Genomic DNA, 16,634 nt, shown 5'->3' on the forward strand with positions numbered 1-16,634 from the left:
ATGGATGCTTGGCCCCGCTGTCTGGAACGTCTCGAAGCCGAATTCCCGCCCGAGGACGTCCACACCTGGTTGAAACCCCTGCAAGCCGAAGACCGCGGCGACAGCATCGTGCTGTATGCGCCGAACGCCTTCATCGTCGACCAGGTCCGCGAGCGCTACCTGCCGCGTATCCGCGAACTGGTGGCGTATTTCGTCGGCAACGGCGAAGTGGCGCTGGCAGTCGGCTCCCGCCCGCGTGCGCCGGAACCGCAGCCGGCACCGATGGCCACGCCCAGCGCACCGGTTGCCGCGCCGATCGTGCCGTTCGCCGGCAATCTGGATTCGCACTACACCTTCGCCAACTTCGTCGAGGGCCGCAGCAACCAGCTCGGTCTGGCCGCCGCGATCCAGGCCGCGCAGAAGCCGGGCGACCGCGCCCACAACCCGCTGCTGCTGTACGGCAGCACCGGCCTGGGCAAGACCCACCTGATGTTTGCCGCCGGCAACGCGCTGCGCCAGGCCAATCCGGCCGCCAAGGTGATGTATCTGCGCTCGGAACAGTTCTTCAGCGCGATGATCCGGGCGCTGCAGGACAAGGCGATGGACCAGTTCAAGCGCCAGTTCCAGCAGATCGATGCGCTGCTGATCGACGACATCCAGTTCTTCGCCGGCAAGGACCGCACGCAGGAGGAGTTCTTCCACACCTTCAACGCGCTGTTCGATGGCCGCCAGCAGATCATCCTGACCTGCGACCGCTATCCGCGTGAGGTCGAAGGCCTGGAGCCGCGGCTGAAGTCGCGCCTGGCCTGGGGCCTGTCGGTGGCGATCGACCCGCCCGATTTCGAGACCCGCGCGGCGATCGTGCTGGCCAAGGCGCGCGAGCGCGGCGCCGAGATTCCGGACGACGTGGCGTTTTTGATCGCCAAGAAGATGCGCTCCAACGTGCGCGACCTGGAAGGTGCGCTCAACACGCTGGTGGCACGCGCCAACTTCACTGGCCGCTCGATCACGGTGGAATTTGCCCAGGAGACGCTGCGCGACCTGTTGCGCGCCCAGCAGCAGGCGATCGGCATCCCCAACATCCAGAAGACCGTGGCGGACTACTACGGCCTGCAGATGAAGGACCTGCTCTCCAAGCGACGCACCCGCTCGCTGGCGCGTCCGCGCCAGGTGGCGATGGCGCTGGCCAAGGAACTCACAGAACACAGCCTGCCCGAGATCGGCGACGCCTTCGCCGGCCGCGACCACACTACCGTGCTGCATGCCTGCCGGCAGATCCGCACGCTGATGGAGGCCGACGGCAAGCTGCGCGAGGACTGGGAAAAGCTGATTCGCAAGCTCAGCGAGTAAGCCGGCAACGGTCTTGACCGCCCGCTTGGAGAAAAGCGTGGAAACGTTGGGGTCAAATGCGGGAGAATCTGTGGATAACGTTGCCTCGCAGGTCGGGCGGAAAACTATCCACAGGTTTTACCGCCAGACCAGGGGCACTAGTCCAACGACTTTCAGGCGCTAATTTGTCTTTGGAAACAAACAGTTATGGTGGTTATCCGCTGAAAACGGCCCTACCATCACCACCAAGCTTTTGATTTATTCCATTATCTTTTAAAGCATAGGGGCACGGAACCACATGCGTTTTACACTGCAGCGCGAAGCCTTCCTCAAACCATTGGCCCAAGTGGTCAATGTGGTCGAACGCCGTCAAACCCTGCCGGTTCTGGCCAATCTGCTGGTGCAGGTCAAGGACGGGCAGGTCTCCTTGACCGGTACCGATCTGGAAGTGGAAATGATCTCGCGCACGATGGTGGAAGACGCGCAGGACGGCGAAACCACGATTCCGGCGCGCAAGTTGTTCGACATCCTGCGTGCCCTGCCCGACGGCAGCCGCGTCACCATCTCGCAAACCAGCGACAAGGTCACGGTGCAGGCCGGGCGTAGCCGCTTCACCCTGGCAACGCTGCCTGCCAACGATTTCCCGTCGGTGGACGAAGTCGAAGCCACCGAGCGCGTTGCTGTACCAGAGGCGGCGTTGAAGGAGTTGATCGAGCGCACTGCGTTCGCCATGGCCCAGCAGGACGTGCGTTATTACCTCAACGGCTTGCTGTTCGACCTGCGCGAGGGCTTGCTGCGGTGCGTGGCCACTGACGGCCACCGTCTGGCGCTGTGCGAGACCGAGCTGGAAAAATCCGGCGGTGCCAAGCGCCAGATCATCGTGCCGCGCAAGGGCGTAACCGAGTTGCTGCGTTTGCTGGAAGCCGCGGACCGCGAAGTGGAGCTGGAAGTCGGTCGTAGCCATATCCGCGTCAAGCGTGGCGATGTGACCTTCACCTCCAAGCTGATCGACGGCCGCTTCCCGGATTACGAGGCGGTGATTCCGATCGGCGCCGATCGCGAGGTCAAGGTGGACCGAGAGGCACTGCGTGCATCGCTGCAGCGTGCGGCAATCCTGTCGAACGAGAAATACCGTGGCGTGCGTGTGGAAGTGTCGCCGGGTCAGCTGAAGATCAGCGCACACAACCCCGAGCAGGAAGAAGCGCAGGAAGAAATCGAGGCGGACACCAAGGTCGACGATCTGGCCATCGGCTTCAACGTCAACTATCTGCTCGACGCGCTGTCTGCATTGCGCGATGAGCACGTGGTTATCCAGCTGCGCGATGCAAATTCGTCGGCACTGGTGCGCGAGGCCAGCAGCGAGAAGTCCCGCCATGTGGTGATGCCGCTGCGTCTCTGACGTCGCGTTCCACGTGGAACACGAAGAGCCCGGCGAAAAAGCCGGGCTTTTTCGTCTTGGAGGTCAAGATCGCTACGTTCGTTGCGGTGCAAGGCTTTGGGAGGCTTGAGCGTCCGTGGGCATCCGCTCTGCGCTGGTATTGGGTGCCCAGATGCGTCGGTGCCTTACCCGGAGCTACTTTGCCTTCTGGCATGAGCCTCAGAGCATCAATGCCGCACGTTTACCAAGCCAAGAACGGTTCGATAGACGCCACTCACGGATAGTCAAACTTCGAGGGCCGCACAAGGGCACTGGTTCGTTTGCTTGGATTGACGGGTGTGAGTTGGAACACGAGCGATATCAAAAAACTGGCATCAGCCCGGTGCGCTGCTGTCGTCAGCACGGATACTTTGCCCATCTGTGTTTCAGACATGCCCAAGGATCAGTGAGCTGTCTTGCCTAGGGAACGCGCCGCGTGAGATCGCTGTGCTCTGAGCAAGCAGGCAAACCCAACCGCGACCTGTCGAGTTACGAAGGCGTTGTTGGCAGGTCCACGGGATACACGTGGAACAACGTGCTTTCTCCTCGTGCCGCTCACCGCATTGGGGGAAGCTGGATTTGTCGCAGCTCCCGTGAGATTAGTTGGTCATGCACGTTGCGGTTTGTCGTCCAGCGAAGTCGCACTGACTGGAGCCAGCCTGAATCAGTTCATAAAAGACAACGTGGTCCGCTCCGACCGAGTACGTACAGCTGCGTCTGGCGTGAGCGTCCTTGAGCCGGTTTTTAAGTTATGCACATCGCGCTTTGCTTTTAAATCTATAAATAATTTAAGAGCTTGGTGGTGATGGTAGGGCCAGATTTCGCCGGAAACTACCCTATGTGTTTGTTTTTAAATAACTTTTAGACCTCGAAACCCTGTGTCTAGACCCGTGTAGAGAGGTCGGCAACCTGTGGATAAGCGGGAGCAGCTGCTCGGGCCTGGTTTTTATCCACAGGTTGTCCCCTGCCTGTCCCTCGGGTCGCCTCACGTCTGCACGGGCAGGATCCGCATCGATCACGTATCCTCCGCTCCGACCGGGATGCCGGATCACAGCGCAGAGCAGATCGATCGATGCACGTAGTGCGGTTGTCCATCCATCGACTTCGTCGTTTCGAGACCGTCGACCTTCACCCCGCCAGTTCCTTGAACCTGCTCACCGGCGATAACGGCGCGGGCAAGACCAGCGTGCTGGAAGCGTTGCATCTGATGGCCTACGGCCGCAGCTTTCGTGGCCGTGTACGCGACGGGCTGATCCAGCAAGGCGCCAGCGATCTGGAAGTCTTCGTGGAGTGGCGCGAGGGAACCGCCGCGGCCGGGGAACGCACGCGGCGGGCGGGGCTGCGCCATAGCGGCCAGGAATGGACGGGGCGGCTGGATGGCGAAGATGTCGCCCAGCTGGGCGCGTTATGTGCCGCGCTGGCTGTCGTGACCTTCGAGCCCGGCAGCCACGTGTTGATCAGTGGCGGCGGCGAGCCGCGGCGGCGCTTCCTGGACTGGGGGCTGTTCCACGTGGAACCTGACTTCCTGGCGCTGTGGCGGCGCTATGCGCGAGCGCTCAAACAGCGCAATGCCTTGCTCAAGCAGGGCGCGCAGCCGCGCATGCTCGATGCCTGGGACCACGAGCTCGCCGAATCTGGCGAAACGCTGACATCGCGTCGCCTTCGCTATCTGGAGCGCCTGCAGGAGCGATTGATTCCGGTCGCAACCGCGATCGCCCCGTCGCTCGGGCTGTCCGTGCTGAAGTTCGCACCGGGCTGGAAGCGCCATGAGGTGTCGTTGGCCGACGCGCTGCTATTGGCACGCGAGCGTGATCGCCAGAACGGCTACACCTCGCAAGGGCCGCACCGGGCCGATTGGGCGCCTGCCTTCGATGCATTGCCGGGCAAGGATGCGCTCTCCCGCGGCCAGGCAAAGCTCACCGCCCTCGCCTGCCTGCTGGCACAGGCCGAAGATTTCGCCCACGAGCGCGGCGAATGGCCGGTGATCGCCCTGGACGACCTGGGCTCGGAACTGGACCGCCACCACCAGGCGCGCGTGTTGCAGCGCCTGGCGTCCGCACCGGCGCAGGTACTGATCACCGCAACCGAAATGCCGCCCGGCCTGGCCGAATCCGGCAAGCTGCTGCATCGGTTCCACGTGGAACACGGCGAAGTGGCCGTGCTGACGCCCTCCGCGTAACCGTCGGCGGCGCAGGTGGGCCGACTGGTATAATTTCCGGGCTATCCCCCTTTTCCCACGGTGCGATGCGGCTCCTGCCGCCTGCGCCCGTGTTGTGGAGCTAACGGCACACGCATGACCGACGAACAAAACACCTCGCCCACCCCCAACGGCACCTACGACTCCAGCAAGATCACCGTGCTGCGTGGCCTGGAAGCCGTCCGCAAGCGCCCCGGCATGTACATCGGCGATGTCCATGACGGCACCGGCCTGCATCACATGGTGTTCGAGGTGGTCGACAACTCGGTCGACGAAGCCCTGGCCGGGCATGCCGACGACATCGTGGTCAAGATCCTGGTCGATGGATCGGTTGCGGTGTCCGACAACGGCCGTGGCGTGCCGGTCGACATTCACAAGGAAGAAGGCGTCTCCGCGGCGGAGGTGATCCTCACCGTGCTGCATGCCGGCGGCAAGTTCGACGACAACAGCTACAAGGTATCCGGCGGCCTTCACGGCGTGGGCGTGTCGGTGGTCAATGCGCTGTCCGAGCACCTGTGGCTGGACATCTGGCGCGACGGCTTCCACTACCAGCAGGAATACGCGCTGGGCGAGCCGCAGTACCCGCTCAAGCAGCTGGAAGCCTCGACCAAGCGCGGTACCACGCTGCGCTTCAAGCCGTCCGTGGCGATCTTCAGCGACGTGGAGTTCCATTACGACATCCTGGCGCGCCGCCTGCGCGAGCTGTCGTTCCTCAATTCGGGCGTCAAGATCACCCTGATCGACGAGCGCGGCGACGGCCGCCGCGACGATTTCCACTACGAGGGCGGCATCCGCAGCTTCGTCGAGCATCTGGCGCAGCTCAAGTCGCCGCTGCACCCGAACGTGATCTCGGTGACCGGCGAGCACAATGGCATCGTGGTGGACGTGGCCCTGCAATGGACCGACGCCTACCAGGAAACCATGTACTGCTTCACCAACAACATCCCGCAGAAGGATGGCGGCACCCACCTGGCCGGCTTCCGCGCCGCGCTGACGCGTGTGCTGAGCACCTACATCGAGCAGAACGGCATCGCCAAGCAGGCCAAGGTCGCGCTGACCGGCGACGACATGCGCGAAGGCATGATCGCGGTGCTCTCGGTCAAGGTGCCCGACCCCAGCTTCTCCTCGCAGACCAAGGAAAAGCTGGTCAGCTCGGATGTGCGTCCGGCGGTGGAAAACGCCTTCGGTGCGCGCCTGCAGGAGTTCCTGCAGGAGAATCCGAACGAAGCCAAGGCCATCACCGGCAAGATCGTCGACGCCGCCCGTGCGCGCGAAGCCGCCCGCAAGGCGCGCGACCTGACCCGCCGCAAGGGCGCGCTGGACATCGCCGGCCTGCCCGGCAAGCTGGCCGACTGCCAGGAAAAAGACCCGGCGCTGTCCGAGCTGTTCATCGTCGAGGGTGACTCGGCAGGCGGCTCGGCAAAGCAAGGCCGCAACCGCAAGAATCAGGCGGTGCTGCCGCTGCGCGGCAAGATCCTCAACGTCGAACGCGCGCGTTTCGACCGCATGCTGGCCTCCGACCAGGTCGGCACTCTGATCACCGCGCTGGGCACCGGTATCGGCCGCGACGAGTACAACCCGGACAAGTTGCGTTACCACCGCATCATCCTGATGACCGACGCCGACGTCGACGGCTCGCACATCCGGACCCTGCTGCTGACCTTCTTCTACCGGCAGATGCCGGAGCTGATCGAGCGCGGCTACATCTACATTGGCCTGCCGCCGCTGTACAAGCTCAAGCAGGGCAAGAGCGAGCTGTATCTGAAGGACGACGCGGCGCTCAATGCCTACCTGGCCAGCAACGCGGTCGAAGGCGCGGCGCTGATCCCCGCCACCGACGAGCCGCCGATCACCGGTGAGGCGCTGGAAAAGCTGTTGATGCTGTTCACCAGCGCCAACGAGGCGATCGCGCGCAACGCACACCGCTACGACCCGGCGCTGCTCACCGCGCTGATCGACCTGCCGCCGCTGGATGTGGACAAGCTGCAGGCCGAAGGCGAGGTGCATCCCACCCTGGATGCGCTGCAGGCGGTGCTCAACCGCGGCACCCTCGGCACGGCGCGCTACCAGCTGCGTTTCGACCCGGCTACCGATGGCGCCTCGGCGTCGCTGGTGGCGGTGCGCAGGCACATGGGCGAGGAATTCACCCAGGTGCTGCCGATGGGCGCGTTCGAAAGCGGCGAGCTGCGTCCGCTGCGCGAGGTCTCGCTTGCCCTGCACGACCTGGTGCGCGAAGGCGCGCAGATCGTGCGCGGCAACAAGACCCACCCGATCACCAGCTTCGCCCAGGCGCATGCCTGGCTGCTGGAAGAGGCCAAGCGCGGCCGCCAGGTACAGCGCTTCAAGGGCCTGGGCGAAATGAACGCCGAACAGCTGTGGGAAACCACGGTCAATCCGGACACGCGTCGCCTGTTGCAGGTGCGTATCGAAGATGCCGTGGCCGCCGATCAGATCTTCAGCACCTTGATGGGCGATGTGGTCGAGCCACGCCGCGACTTCATCGAGGACAACGCGCTGAAGGTGTCCAACCTGGACATCTGAGCCACCGTTGCCCGTCGGCGCACCGCTCAGGCGCTGCGCCGACGCCTGCGGTTTTTTCAGGACGACGATGAGCGCAGATCCTTCTTCGCGGCCGGTAACGACGCCGGCCGCCGGCACCGCCCCGCTGCTGCCGCCATTGCTCGGCTTCGGTATCGATGTGCTGATCGCCACCGGCCTGCTGCTGTCGCTGAGCGTGGCCGGGTTTGCGCTCTGGGGCGTGTTCCGCGGCGTCAGTGCCGTGCAGGCCGCCAAGGCGCAGGGCCTGACGCTGTCCTCGAGCGAGATCATGGCCACCATCGGCCAACCCGGCGTGCTGGTGCAATTGCTCACCGCGTTGGTCAGCACCGCCTCGCCGGCGCTGCTGCTGTATTACTGGCGCCGCCGTGCGACGGCAGACGAACACCGGGCCTCGCGCGCCGCTGCAAGGCGTGCCTCCACCTGGGGCTGGACCGCGCTGATCGCGGTCGGCGTGTTCCTGCTCAGCAATCTGGTCAGCGTCGCGGCATCCGCGTTGGGCATCAAACCGGTGCCGACCAACCTGCCGCTGATGGAAGAAGCCATCAGGCAATGGCCGCTGGCGCTGGTGGTGTTTGCCGTGGCGATCGCCCCGGCGTATGAAGAATTGCTGTTCCGACGCGTCTTGTTCGGCCGCCTGCTCGCCGCTGGCCGGCCCTGGCTGGGCATCGCGCTGAGCAGCGCGATCTTTGCGCTGGTGCACGAAGTGCCCGGCGTCAGCGGCAACGGACCGGCTGCCATCGTGCAGCTGTGGCTGGTGTACGGCGGCATGGGGGCGGCGTTCGCATGGCTGTACTGGCGCACCGGCACGCTATGGGCACCGATCGTGGCGCATGGCGTCAACAACGCCACCGCCCTGGCGGCACTGTACTTTTTTGGCATCGGCTGAGCCGTTTGACGAAAAGTTAAGACGAGCCTGCCAAAATGCCCCCAGGGTTCAAGGGGGATTGAATGAAAGCCAGGCTGTTGATCGTTGTCGCCGTCTTTGCACTGACGGCATGTGCCACCACAACCTCGCCGACCGGCCGCCGACAGGTGGTGGGAGGCGTCACGCAGGACCAGCTCGACAAGCTTGGCGCCGAATCGTTCGCGCAGACCAAGGCCAAGGAAAAAGTCAGCACCGACGGCAAGCAGAACGCCTACGTGCAGTGCGTGGTCAATGCGCTGGTGGCGCAGCTGCCGCCGCAGTGGCGCGAAACCCGCTGGGAAACCGCGCTGTTCGTGGATAACGAAGCCAACGCCTTTGCGCTGCCCGGTGGCAAGGTCGGCGTGAATACCGGCATATTCACTGTCGCCAAGACGCAGGATCAGCTGGCTGCCGTGCTCGGGCACGAAATCGGGCATGTGATCTCCCGCCATCACGAAGAGCGCATCACCCGCCAGCTCGGCGCGCAGACCGGCCTGGGCATCATTGGCGCGCTAGCCGGCGCGGCCTACGGCGACGGCGCCGCCAGTGCCGTCAACCAGGTCGGCGGGATGACTGCCCAGACCGTATTCCTGCTGCCCGGCTCGCGTACCCAGGAGAGCGAGGCCGATGTGGTGGGCCAGCGGCTGATGGCCCAGGCCGGCTTCGACCCTGCCCAGGCCGTGACGCTATGGCAGAACATGATGGCCGCCAGCGGCAATCGCCAGCCGCAGTGGCTGTCCACCCACCCCGACCCCGCCAATCGCATCCGCGAACTGCAGGCAGACGTCAATCAACTCGAACCGGTTTACCAGCAGGCGCGACAGGACGGGCGCGTGCCGCGTTGCGGCTGATTTCGCAGCGCTCACGTACCGAATGTCGCAACACAGCATGGAAACCGTTTTCGGGAACTGAGACTTTCTGCTAAGTTTGCCGGCTCAGATTTTTCGTACAGCGTTTATTCCGCTTTTCGTACCGCCCGACGGCGGCTCGTCCGAGGTGAAACATGAAACTGCTCAACCGCAAGCAAGCCCTGTTGTCCCTGTTCATCGCCGCGTCTCTGGGCGGGGCTGTCGTCACCGACGCGGTTGCGCAGTCGGATCGGTCGTCCGAGCGCGCCAGTCGCAAGTCCAAGAACAGCGGCAAGGCCGAAGAGTTGTATCCGCAGTCCACCCGCGCCGCGCCGACGATCAAGCCCTCCTCCAAGATGGGCAGCAAGCTGCAGAAGCTGATCGAAACCTTCAACAAGGGCGAAGACTTCCCGGCCGTGCGCACCCAGGCCGACGAGATCCTCGCCAATGGCTCGGCCAATGAAGCTGACAAGGCGCTGGCCTCGCAGCTGGCCGCCCAGGCGGCGTACAACATGGACGACACTGCCGCTGCCAAGAAGTACCTGCAGCAGGCGATCGGCCTGAATGCGCTGGACAACAACGGCCAGTTCCAGTCGATGCTGATGCTGGCGCAGTTGCAGATGCAGGACGACCAGCAGGCCGAAGGCCTGGCCACGCTGGACAAGTATCTGGAAGAGAGCAAGTCGCAGCGCCCGGAAGACCTGATCCTCAAGGGCCAGGCGCTGTACCAGGCCGAGCGCTACAAGGAAGCCATTCCGGTGCTGAAGCAGGCCATCGCCGCCTCGCCCGAGCCGAAGGACACCTGGAACCAGTTGCTGATGGCGTCCTACGCCGAAGCCGGCCAGACCGGTGAAGCGGTGGCCGCTGCCGAAGCGCTCGCCGCCAAGACCCCGAACGACAAGAAGGCCCAGCTCAACCTGGCCAGCATGTATATGCAGGCCGACCAGATGGACAAGGCCGCCGCAGTGATGGACAAGCTGCGCGCTGCCGGGCAGTTGACCGAAGAAAAGGAGTACAAGCAGTTGTATTCCATCTACGCCAACACCGAGAACAAGGAAAAGGACGTCATCGCGGTCATCAATGAAGGTATGCAAAAAGGCATCCTTAAACCCGATTATCAGACATACCTTGCGCTGGCACAGTCGTATTACTACAGCGACGACGTGCCCAAGGCGATCGAGAATTGGCAAAAGGCCGCACCGCTTTCCAAGGACGGCGAGACCTATCTGAATCTGGCCAAGGTGCTGCATTCGGAAGGTCGCATCCCGGAGGCCAAGCAGGCCGCGCAGCAGGCAATCGCCAAGGGTGTCAAAAAACCTGATGACGCCAAGAAGATCATCAATCTGAAGTAAAAAAGAAAATAAACCCCCGAAATCCCTGTGTTTTTAGTGGTTACAGGACTCGGGATTGGTATAAGCTTGGGGGTTCCTGCGGTGTCAAAGCCGTCCGAAAACCTGGGGATCATCACAGTGATCCGGGGCCCCCACTGAAAGAGCCATTGGCGCATGACGGAACAACTCGTTATCCACAGGCATGACTATGATGCCGGGAACCAGGGTCTGAGCTGGGCCCGCATTATCGGCATTGCTTTCGTAATTGCCTTGCACCTCACTGCACTGATGATGTTGCTGATCCCTGCAGTGGCGCCGAAGGCTCCGGCAGAGAAGGAGCGCACCACCATGGTTACCTTGGTGGATGCACCGCCTCCTCCCCCGCCGCCGCCGCCGCCGCCGCCGCCGGAAGACAAGCCGCCACCGCCGGTCAAGAATCTGTCGCCGCCGAAGCCGTCACCGGTTCCGCCGCCGCCGGAAGCTCCGGTTGTCGATGTTCCCGAACCGCGTCCCAGCGATATCGTCACGCCGCCGAGCCCGCCGGCTCCGCCGCAACCGCCGAGTGACATCGGCGCCAGTGTCGATATCTCGTCCAAGAACATGAACCCGCCGAAGTACCCGCCGGCTGCATTCCGTGCCGGTGTCCAAGGTGAGGTCATCCTGATCGTGGATGTGGATGCCAACGGCAACGTGACCAATGTGTCGGTCGAAAAGTCCAGCCGCAACCGCGACCTTGACCGTGCCGCGATGGACGCAGCACGCAAGTGGAAGTTCAACGCCTCCACTGTCAACGGGCAGAAAGCCGCCGGACGTGTCCGCGTCCCGGTCAACTTTGCTCTGAACTGATCCCACGGGCCGGCCACGGTCGGCCCAGGATCCTGTCTTCCTTTCGCTCCACCCTTCATCACCACACACAACAAAGGTAAGCGTCATGCTGCAGGAATTCTTTATCGCCGCCGCTGCAGGGGGCTCCAATCCGTCGGCCGCCCTGTCGCAGATGGGCTTCGAGCACTTGATCACTGAAATGACGTCCAGCCCCGGCGATTTCGCCGTGTCCTGGGTCGTTCTGATCACCCTGATCGCCATGTCCGCTGCCTCCTGGTACTGGACTGTCATCAACATCTTCCGTGCCACCCGTCTGAAGAGCGCGGCTGACCGCGTCACCACCGCGTTCTGGGATGCCCCGAATGCACAGGACGCCATCCGCGCCATGGAAGAGCAGCCGGCTTCCGAGCCGTTCTCCAAGATCGCACTGGACGCAGCGCAGGCTGCTGCTCACCACCAGCGCGCCGAAGGCAGCACCGGTGGCCTGGGCGAGAGCCTGAGCCGTTCGGAATTCGTCGATCGCGCCCTGCGTCAGGCCGTGACCCGCGAAAGCACCAAGCTGCAGTCGGGCATGACCCTGCTGGCCACCGTTGGTGCGACCGCGCCGTTCGTCGGTCTGCTCGGTACGGTGTGGGGCATCTACGGCGCGCTGATCAAGATCGGTGCAACCGGTTCGGCCTCCATCGACGCCGTTGCCGGCCCGGTGGGTGAAGCGCTGATCATGACCGCGATCGGTCTGTTCGTCGCCATCCCGGCCGTGTTCGCGTTCAACTTCTTCTCCAAGGTCAACAGCTCGGTGATCGCCAAGTTCGACACCTTTGCCCACGACCTGCACGACTTCTTCGCCACTGGTTCGCGCGTTCGCTAATCCGTAGTAAAGAACGACTTCGCAACGATTTAGACGGAGCCCGTTATGGCCTTCAGTAGTGGAAACAGCGGTGGCCCGATGGCCGACATCAACGTGACGCCCCTCGTGGACGTGATGTTGGTGCTGCTGATCATCTTCATCATTACGGCACCGCTGATGTCCCATAAGGTCAAGGTGGAGCTGCCAGAGGCCAACCTGATCCAGAAGGAAGATGCGGAGAAACGCGCCGCGCCGATCACCCTGGCCGTCAAGGAAGACGGGTCGCTGTACTGGAACGACGAGCCGATTTCCAAGGAAGCCTTGGAATCGCGCCTGTCCACCGCCGCACAGCAGACACCGCAGCCGCCGCTCAATTTGCGTGGCGACCGCACGACCAAGATGCGTACGATCAACGAGATCACCAAGATCGCGCAGGGTCAGGGCATGTTGGACGTCGGCTTCGTCGCAACCAAAGAGAAGGGGCAGTAAGCCATGGCATTCAGTACCGGTGGAAACCGCGGCCCAATGGCCGACATCAATGTCACGCCCCTGGTGGACGTGATGTTGGTGCTGCTGATCATCTTCATCGTGACCGCGCCGATCATGACTTACCCGATCGCCGTGGATCTGCCGCAGCGGGTGCTCAACCCGCCACCGCAGACGACCGAACCGCCGCCGCCGATCGAGTTGCGGATCGACGCCAGCAACCAGGTGTTCTGGAACAACAGCCCGACCCCGGTCGCGCAGTTGCAGCAGAAGATGGAAGAAGTGGTGCAGGCCGATCCGACCAATCAGCCGGAACTGCGCATCGACGCCAATGAAGATGCGGAGTACGAAGTGATGGCCAAGGTCCTCGCTGCGGCGAAGAACTCGCAGATGAAGAAAATCGGCTTTATGCAGTAAGACATCGCAAGACCGCAACACAACAGTCATGACGCGACTGCAACGCCACCGGAAACGGTGGCGTTTTTTTATGCTCGATCAATCGGGTGGTTGCTGCCGCTATGTTCGACGCGCATGCATGCGGCCGGCTGTTTGCCAGGACGTGATATCCGTTTCCCGGGCACCGGGCGAGTGATGCATGCAGTGATCCTCAGGTCGTCCGCGCAAGCAAACCGCCGGAGCTGCAGCGGCAAGTCGCAACGGCACGCTTCGGGGCTCGGCCCGCCAGAGGCGTCTGCCCTGCCCTTCCCTGACTGCCGACCAGGTGTATGCTCGAGCGCGCAGCACCCACGCTCATAGCACAGGAGGCAGTCATGGCTTTCAGTACGGCAGGCAATCGGGGACCGCTGGCGGAGATCAATGTCACGCCGCTGGTGGATGTCATGTTGGTGTTGTTGATCATCTTCATCGTCACCGCTCCGATGCTGGCGCGGCCAATCACGGTGGACCTGCCACAGCGCAGCGAGCAGGCCCAGTCACGCATGGACCCGCCTGCACCGATCGGGTTGCGTGTGGACGCCAGCGGGCAAGTGTTCTGGAATGCCAGCCCGATAACGCTGCAGCAATTGCAGCCCAGGTTGATCGAACAAATGCGCCAGGCAGCCGGCAATCAGCCAGAGCTGCGCATCGCCGCCAGTGCGGATGCCGAATACGCGGTGATGGCCAAGGTGCTGGCTGCAGCCAAGAATGCGCAGGTGGATCGCATCAGTTTTGTGCAATAAATGGGTGATTAACCAGCATGGTAAATCAGCCGTAAGTCATCGATAACGATTGCATCGGGGCAGAAACCCTGCCCCGATTCAATATTGGGTAACCAAGCAACGCATCCATATAATCGACTTGATTATCTCAAGCGCTGATCGATGCGCCGCGCAGTATCTCCAGATACGCGCGCACGGTCGCATCCAGGCCTTGATACAAGGCTTCGCTGATCAATGCATGGCCGATCGAGACTTCGAGTACGCCCGGGACAGCGCTCAGAAAGTCGCCGAGATTGGCCTGCGACAAATCGTGGCCGGCATTGATGCCCAGACCTGCGGCCGCGGCGCGCTGCGCTGCGTGGGAAAACAGCTTGAATGCAGCATCCGGCTGGCCGCTCAGATGCGCGTGCGCATATGGGCCGGTGTACAACTCGATGCGGTCTGCACCGAGTGCTGCCGCCTGCGCGATAGCGGGATTTTCGGCATCGACAAACAGACTGACGCGAGCACCGATGGCCTTGAACGAGGCGATCAGCGTGGCCAGTTGTGCGGTGTCCTGGGCAAAATCGAAACCGTGGTCGGACGTCAGTTGTCCATCGCCATCCGGCACCAGGGTGACCTGTTCGGGGCGCGTGGCACGACATAAGTCCAGCAGGCCCGGATAACCGTCGCGCGGCGGTGCGAACGGGTTGCCTTCGATATTGAACTCGACGCCGTGCTCGCGTGTCAGCGCGCTCAGCGCCAGCACATCGTCGGCGCGGATATGCCGCTGGTCCGGGCGCGGGTGCACGGTGATGCCGTGCGCACCGGCGGCAATGCAGGTGCGTGCGGCCTGCACCACATCCGGATCGTGGCCGCCGCGCGAATTGCGCAACACCGCGATCTTGTTGACGTTGACGCTGAGCTGGGTGGTCACTGCGTCGGTCTCAGGCCTGCGGCTCGCCGTCGCGCGTGGCGTTGAGGGCGGCCGCCTTGCGGGCTTCGGCGATCTCGCGCAGGCGGCGCAGCTCGGCCGGGTCGATCAGGCTACTGGTGTCGCGCTGGGTATCGCCCATGCGCGAGGCGAACCAGCCGCGCGTCCACAGCAACAGCAACAGCAGTGCCACCAGCAGCGAGGCCACCAGCAACCACACGTGCGGCGTGCTGAAAGCCAGCACCAGCGCACCCAATGCCATAAGCAGAAACAGCCAGTGCATGACGAGCTCCCCGATCAGTGGCGGCAGTGTAGCGCCGCGCCCGGCATGGTTCCACGTGGGCGCGGCGATGCGGCTCAGAGCAGCGGTGACAGCAGCCGTGCGCAGGCTTCGGGCAGCCGCGAGCGCCACAACGGCCGGTGGCGGGCGAAGCGCACTTCCTGCGCCTGCTGCAGGTCGGCGTCGATCAAACCGGCCAGCTCGGCGGCCACCGCCTGGTCGCGGAACAGCATCGACAGCTCGAAATTCAGGCGAAAGCTGCGGCTGTCGAAATTGGCGCTGCCGACGATGCAGACCTCGTCGTCGGCCAGCAACGCCTTGGTGTGCAGCATGCGCGGGCCGTATTCGTAGATGCGCACGCCGGCCTCGAGCAGCTCGTCGAAATACGAACGCGCCGCGTAGGTGACCAGGCGCGAGTCGCTGACGCGCGGCACCAGCAGGCGCACGTCCAGTCCGCCCAGTGCGGCCGAGGTCAGCGCCATGCGCGCGGCCTCGCCGGGCACGAAATACGGCGTGACCAGCCAGACCCGATGCCGGGCTTCGTGAATCGCAGCGACCATCAGCCGGTGGATGGACTCCCAGGACGAATCCGGGCCGGAGACCAGCACCTGCGCGTCGACATCGCCCTGCGCACGGCTCGGCACGTCCTCGGGCCATAGCTGCTGGCCGTGGAAGGCAGCGCGGCCCTGCCCGGTGGCGTACAGCCAGTCTTCCAGGAACACCAGCTGCAGGCTGCGCACCACGTGGCCCTGCAGGCGCATGTGCAGGTCGCGGTAGGCATCGCTGCGGACCTGCTCGTTCTCTTCGTCGGTGACGTTGATGCCGCCAGTGAAGCCGATCCTGCCGTCGACCACGACCACTTTGCGGTGGGTGCGCAGGTTCAACCACGGCCGCTTGAACGGCTTGAGCAGCTGGGATGGATGGAACCAGGCGGTCTCCACCCCGGCCGCGCGCAGCGTGCGCAAGCTGCGCCGGGTCATCGCCGACGAACCCACTGCGTCCATCAGCAGACGCACCTTGACCCCGGCGCGTGCGCGCTCCATCAGCGCATCGCAGATCGCGGTGCCGCTGTGGTCGGGCTGGAAGATGTAGTACTGCAGATGGATATGGTCGCGCGCACCGCGGATGGCCTCGATGATGGCCGCATAGGTGGCCGCGCCATCGACCAGCCAGTGCACCTCGGTGGCGCTGCTGGGGGCCAGCCCGGTGGTGGACTGGGCGATCTTGGCCAGCTCGGTGCAGTCCGCATCCGGCGGGCAGACGCTGCTATAGCTCTCCATGCCCGAGCGCGAACGGCCGCGCCGTAGCCGTTGGCGTTTGACCTTCTGCGGGCCGAGCCAGTAATAGATCAACAGGCCCAGATACGGCAGCGCCGCCAGCGACAGCACCCAGCTGAGCGTGGCCACCGGCTCGCGCTTCTGCAGCACGATCCAGCTGGCGATCCACAGCAGGTACAGCACGTAGGCGGCGAGGAGAAGCGCTTCGAGGTGGGGAATGGTGGCCAGCCACTCCCACGCGCCCTGTACGGATGCGAGCATGCGCGGATTCTACGGGGCGCACGC

15 protein-coding genes are annotated in these 16,634 nt (G+C 63.7%); 12 read left to right on the top strand and 3 right to left on the bottom strand.

Annotation, left to right across the window (positions count from 1 at the left end; all coding sequences use genetic code 11):
- From dnaA to AC06DU_RS00060, 12 genes are all read left to right on the top strand, one after another.
- A complete protein-coding gene (gene dnaA / locus AC06DU_RS00005; RefSeq protein ID WP_024939149.1) occupies nt 1–1,329 on the top strand; it encodes a chromosomal replication initiator protein DnaA in 1,329 nt (442 codons plus the stop codon).
- A gap of 277 nt (nt 1,330–1,606) precedes the next feature.
- Nucleotides 1,607–2,707 carry a DNA polymerase III subunit beta gene (gene dnaN, locus AC06DU_RS00010; protein ID WP_478203159.1) on the top strand — a complete coding sequence of 367 codons (1,101 nt, stop codon included), beginning with the start codon at nt 1,607–1,609 and terminating at the stop codon, nt 2,705–2,707.
- A gap of 1,090 nt (nt 2,708–3,797) precedes the next feature.
- Complete coding sequence (recF, locus tag AC06DU_RS00015) at nt 3,798–4,904, top strand: DNA replication/repair protein RecF (RefSeq protein WP_478203160.1); 1,107 nt, start codon at nt 3,798–3,800, stop codon at nt 4,902–4,904.
- A 114-nt stretch (nt 4,905–5,018) separates the two neighbouring features.
- A complete protein-coding gene (gene gyrB, locus AC06DU_RS00020; protein WP_016901840.1) occupies nt 5,019–7,463 on the top strand; it encodes a DNA topoisomerase (ATP-hydrolyzing) subunit B in 2,445 nt (814 codons plus the stop codon).
- A 67-nt stretch (nt 7,464–7,530) separates the two neighbouring features.
- Entirely contained in the window at nt 7,531–8,367 is an 837-nt protein-coding gene (locus tag AC06DU_RS00025; protein ID WP_126966904.1) for a CPBP family intramembrane glutamic endopeptidase, read from the top strand.
- Between the two features lie 62 nt (nt 8,368–8,429).
- Nucleotides 8,430–9,236 carry a M48 family metallopeptidase gene (locus AC06DU_RS00030; protein ID WP_016901838.1) on the top strand — a complete coding sequence of 269 codons (807 nt, stop codon included), beginning with the start codon at nt 8,430–8,432 and terminating at the stop codon, nt 9,234–9,236.
- A 152-nt stretch (nt 9,237–9,388) separates the two neighbouring features.
- Nucleotides 9,389–10,585, top strand: coding sequence for a tetratricopeptide repeat protein (locus AC06DU_RS00035; RefSeq protein WP_478203162.1), 1,197 nt, complete (start codon nt 9,389–9,391; stop codon nt 10,583–10,585).
- A 153-nt stretch (nt 10,586–10,738) separates the two neighbouring features.
- A complete protein-coding gene (locus AC06DU_RS00040; protein ID WP_046345197.1) occupies nt 10,739–11,410 on the top strand; it encodes an energy transducer TonB in 672 nt (223 codons plus the stop codon).
- 85 nt (nt 11,411–11,495) lie between these two features.
- On the top strand, nt 11,496–12,257 hold the full coding sequence (gene exbB, locus AC06DU_RS00045; protein ID WP_005912445.1) for a TonB-system energizer ExbB: 762 nt from the start codon (nt 11,496–11,498) through the stop codon (nt 12,255–12,257).
- 45 nt (nt 12,258–12,302) lie between these two features.
- Nucleotides 12,303–12,725, top strand: coding sequence for an ExbD/TolR family protein (locus tag AC06DU_RS00050; RefSeq protein WP_011035268.1), 423 nt, complete (start codon nt 12,303–12,305; stop codon nt 12,723–12,725).
- Between the two features lie 3 nt (nt 12,726–12,728).
- Nucleotides 12,729–13,139, top strand: a complete 411-nt coding sequence (locus AC06DU_RS00055) for an ExbD/TolR family protein (protein ID WP_011035269.1) — start codon at nt 12,729–12,731, stop codon at nt 13,137–13,139.
- Between the two features lie 353 nt (nt 13,140–13,492).
- Nucleotides 13,493–13,900, top strand: coding sequence for an ExbD/TolR family protein (locus AC06DU_RS00060; protein WP_102255313.1), 408 nt, complete (start codon nt 13,493–13,495; stop codon nt 13,898–13,900).
- Nucleotides 13,901–14,027: 127 nt separating this feature from the next.
- Here the strand turns inward: AC06DU_RS00060 and AC06DU_RS00065 are convergent, their stop codons facing one another.
- The 3 genes from AC06DU_RS00065 to cls all read right to left on the bottom strand — a co-directional run bounded on the left by AC06DU_RS00065 (nt 14,028) and on the right by cls (nt 16,610).
- Nucleotides 14,028–14,795 (bottom strand): pyridoxine 5'-phosphate synthase, encoded by a 768-nt coding sequence (locus AC06DU_RS00065; RefSeq protein WP_478203164.1) that lies wholly within the window; start codon nt 14,793–14,795, stop codon nt 14,028–14,030.
- A gap of 10 nt (nt 14,796–14,805) precedes the next feature.
- Nucleotides 14,806–15,075, bottom strand: coding sequence for a hypothetical protein (locus AC06DU_RS00070; protein WP_024939143.1), 270 nt, complete (start codon nt 15,073–15,075; stop codon nt 14,806–14,808).
- A 74-nt stretch (nt 15,076–15,149) separates the two neighbouring features.
- Nucleotides 15,150–16,610 (bottom strand): cardiolipin synthase, encoded by a 1,461-nt coding sequence (cls, locus tag AC06DU_RS00075; RefSeq protein ID WP_046345200.1) that lies wholly within the window; start codon nt 16,608–16,610, stop codon nt 15,150–15,152.
- Between the last annotated feature and the right edge of the window lie 24 nt (nt 16,611–16,634).

This window comes from Xanthomonas sp. NCPPB 3200 (assembly GCF_056393585.1).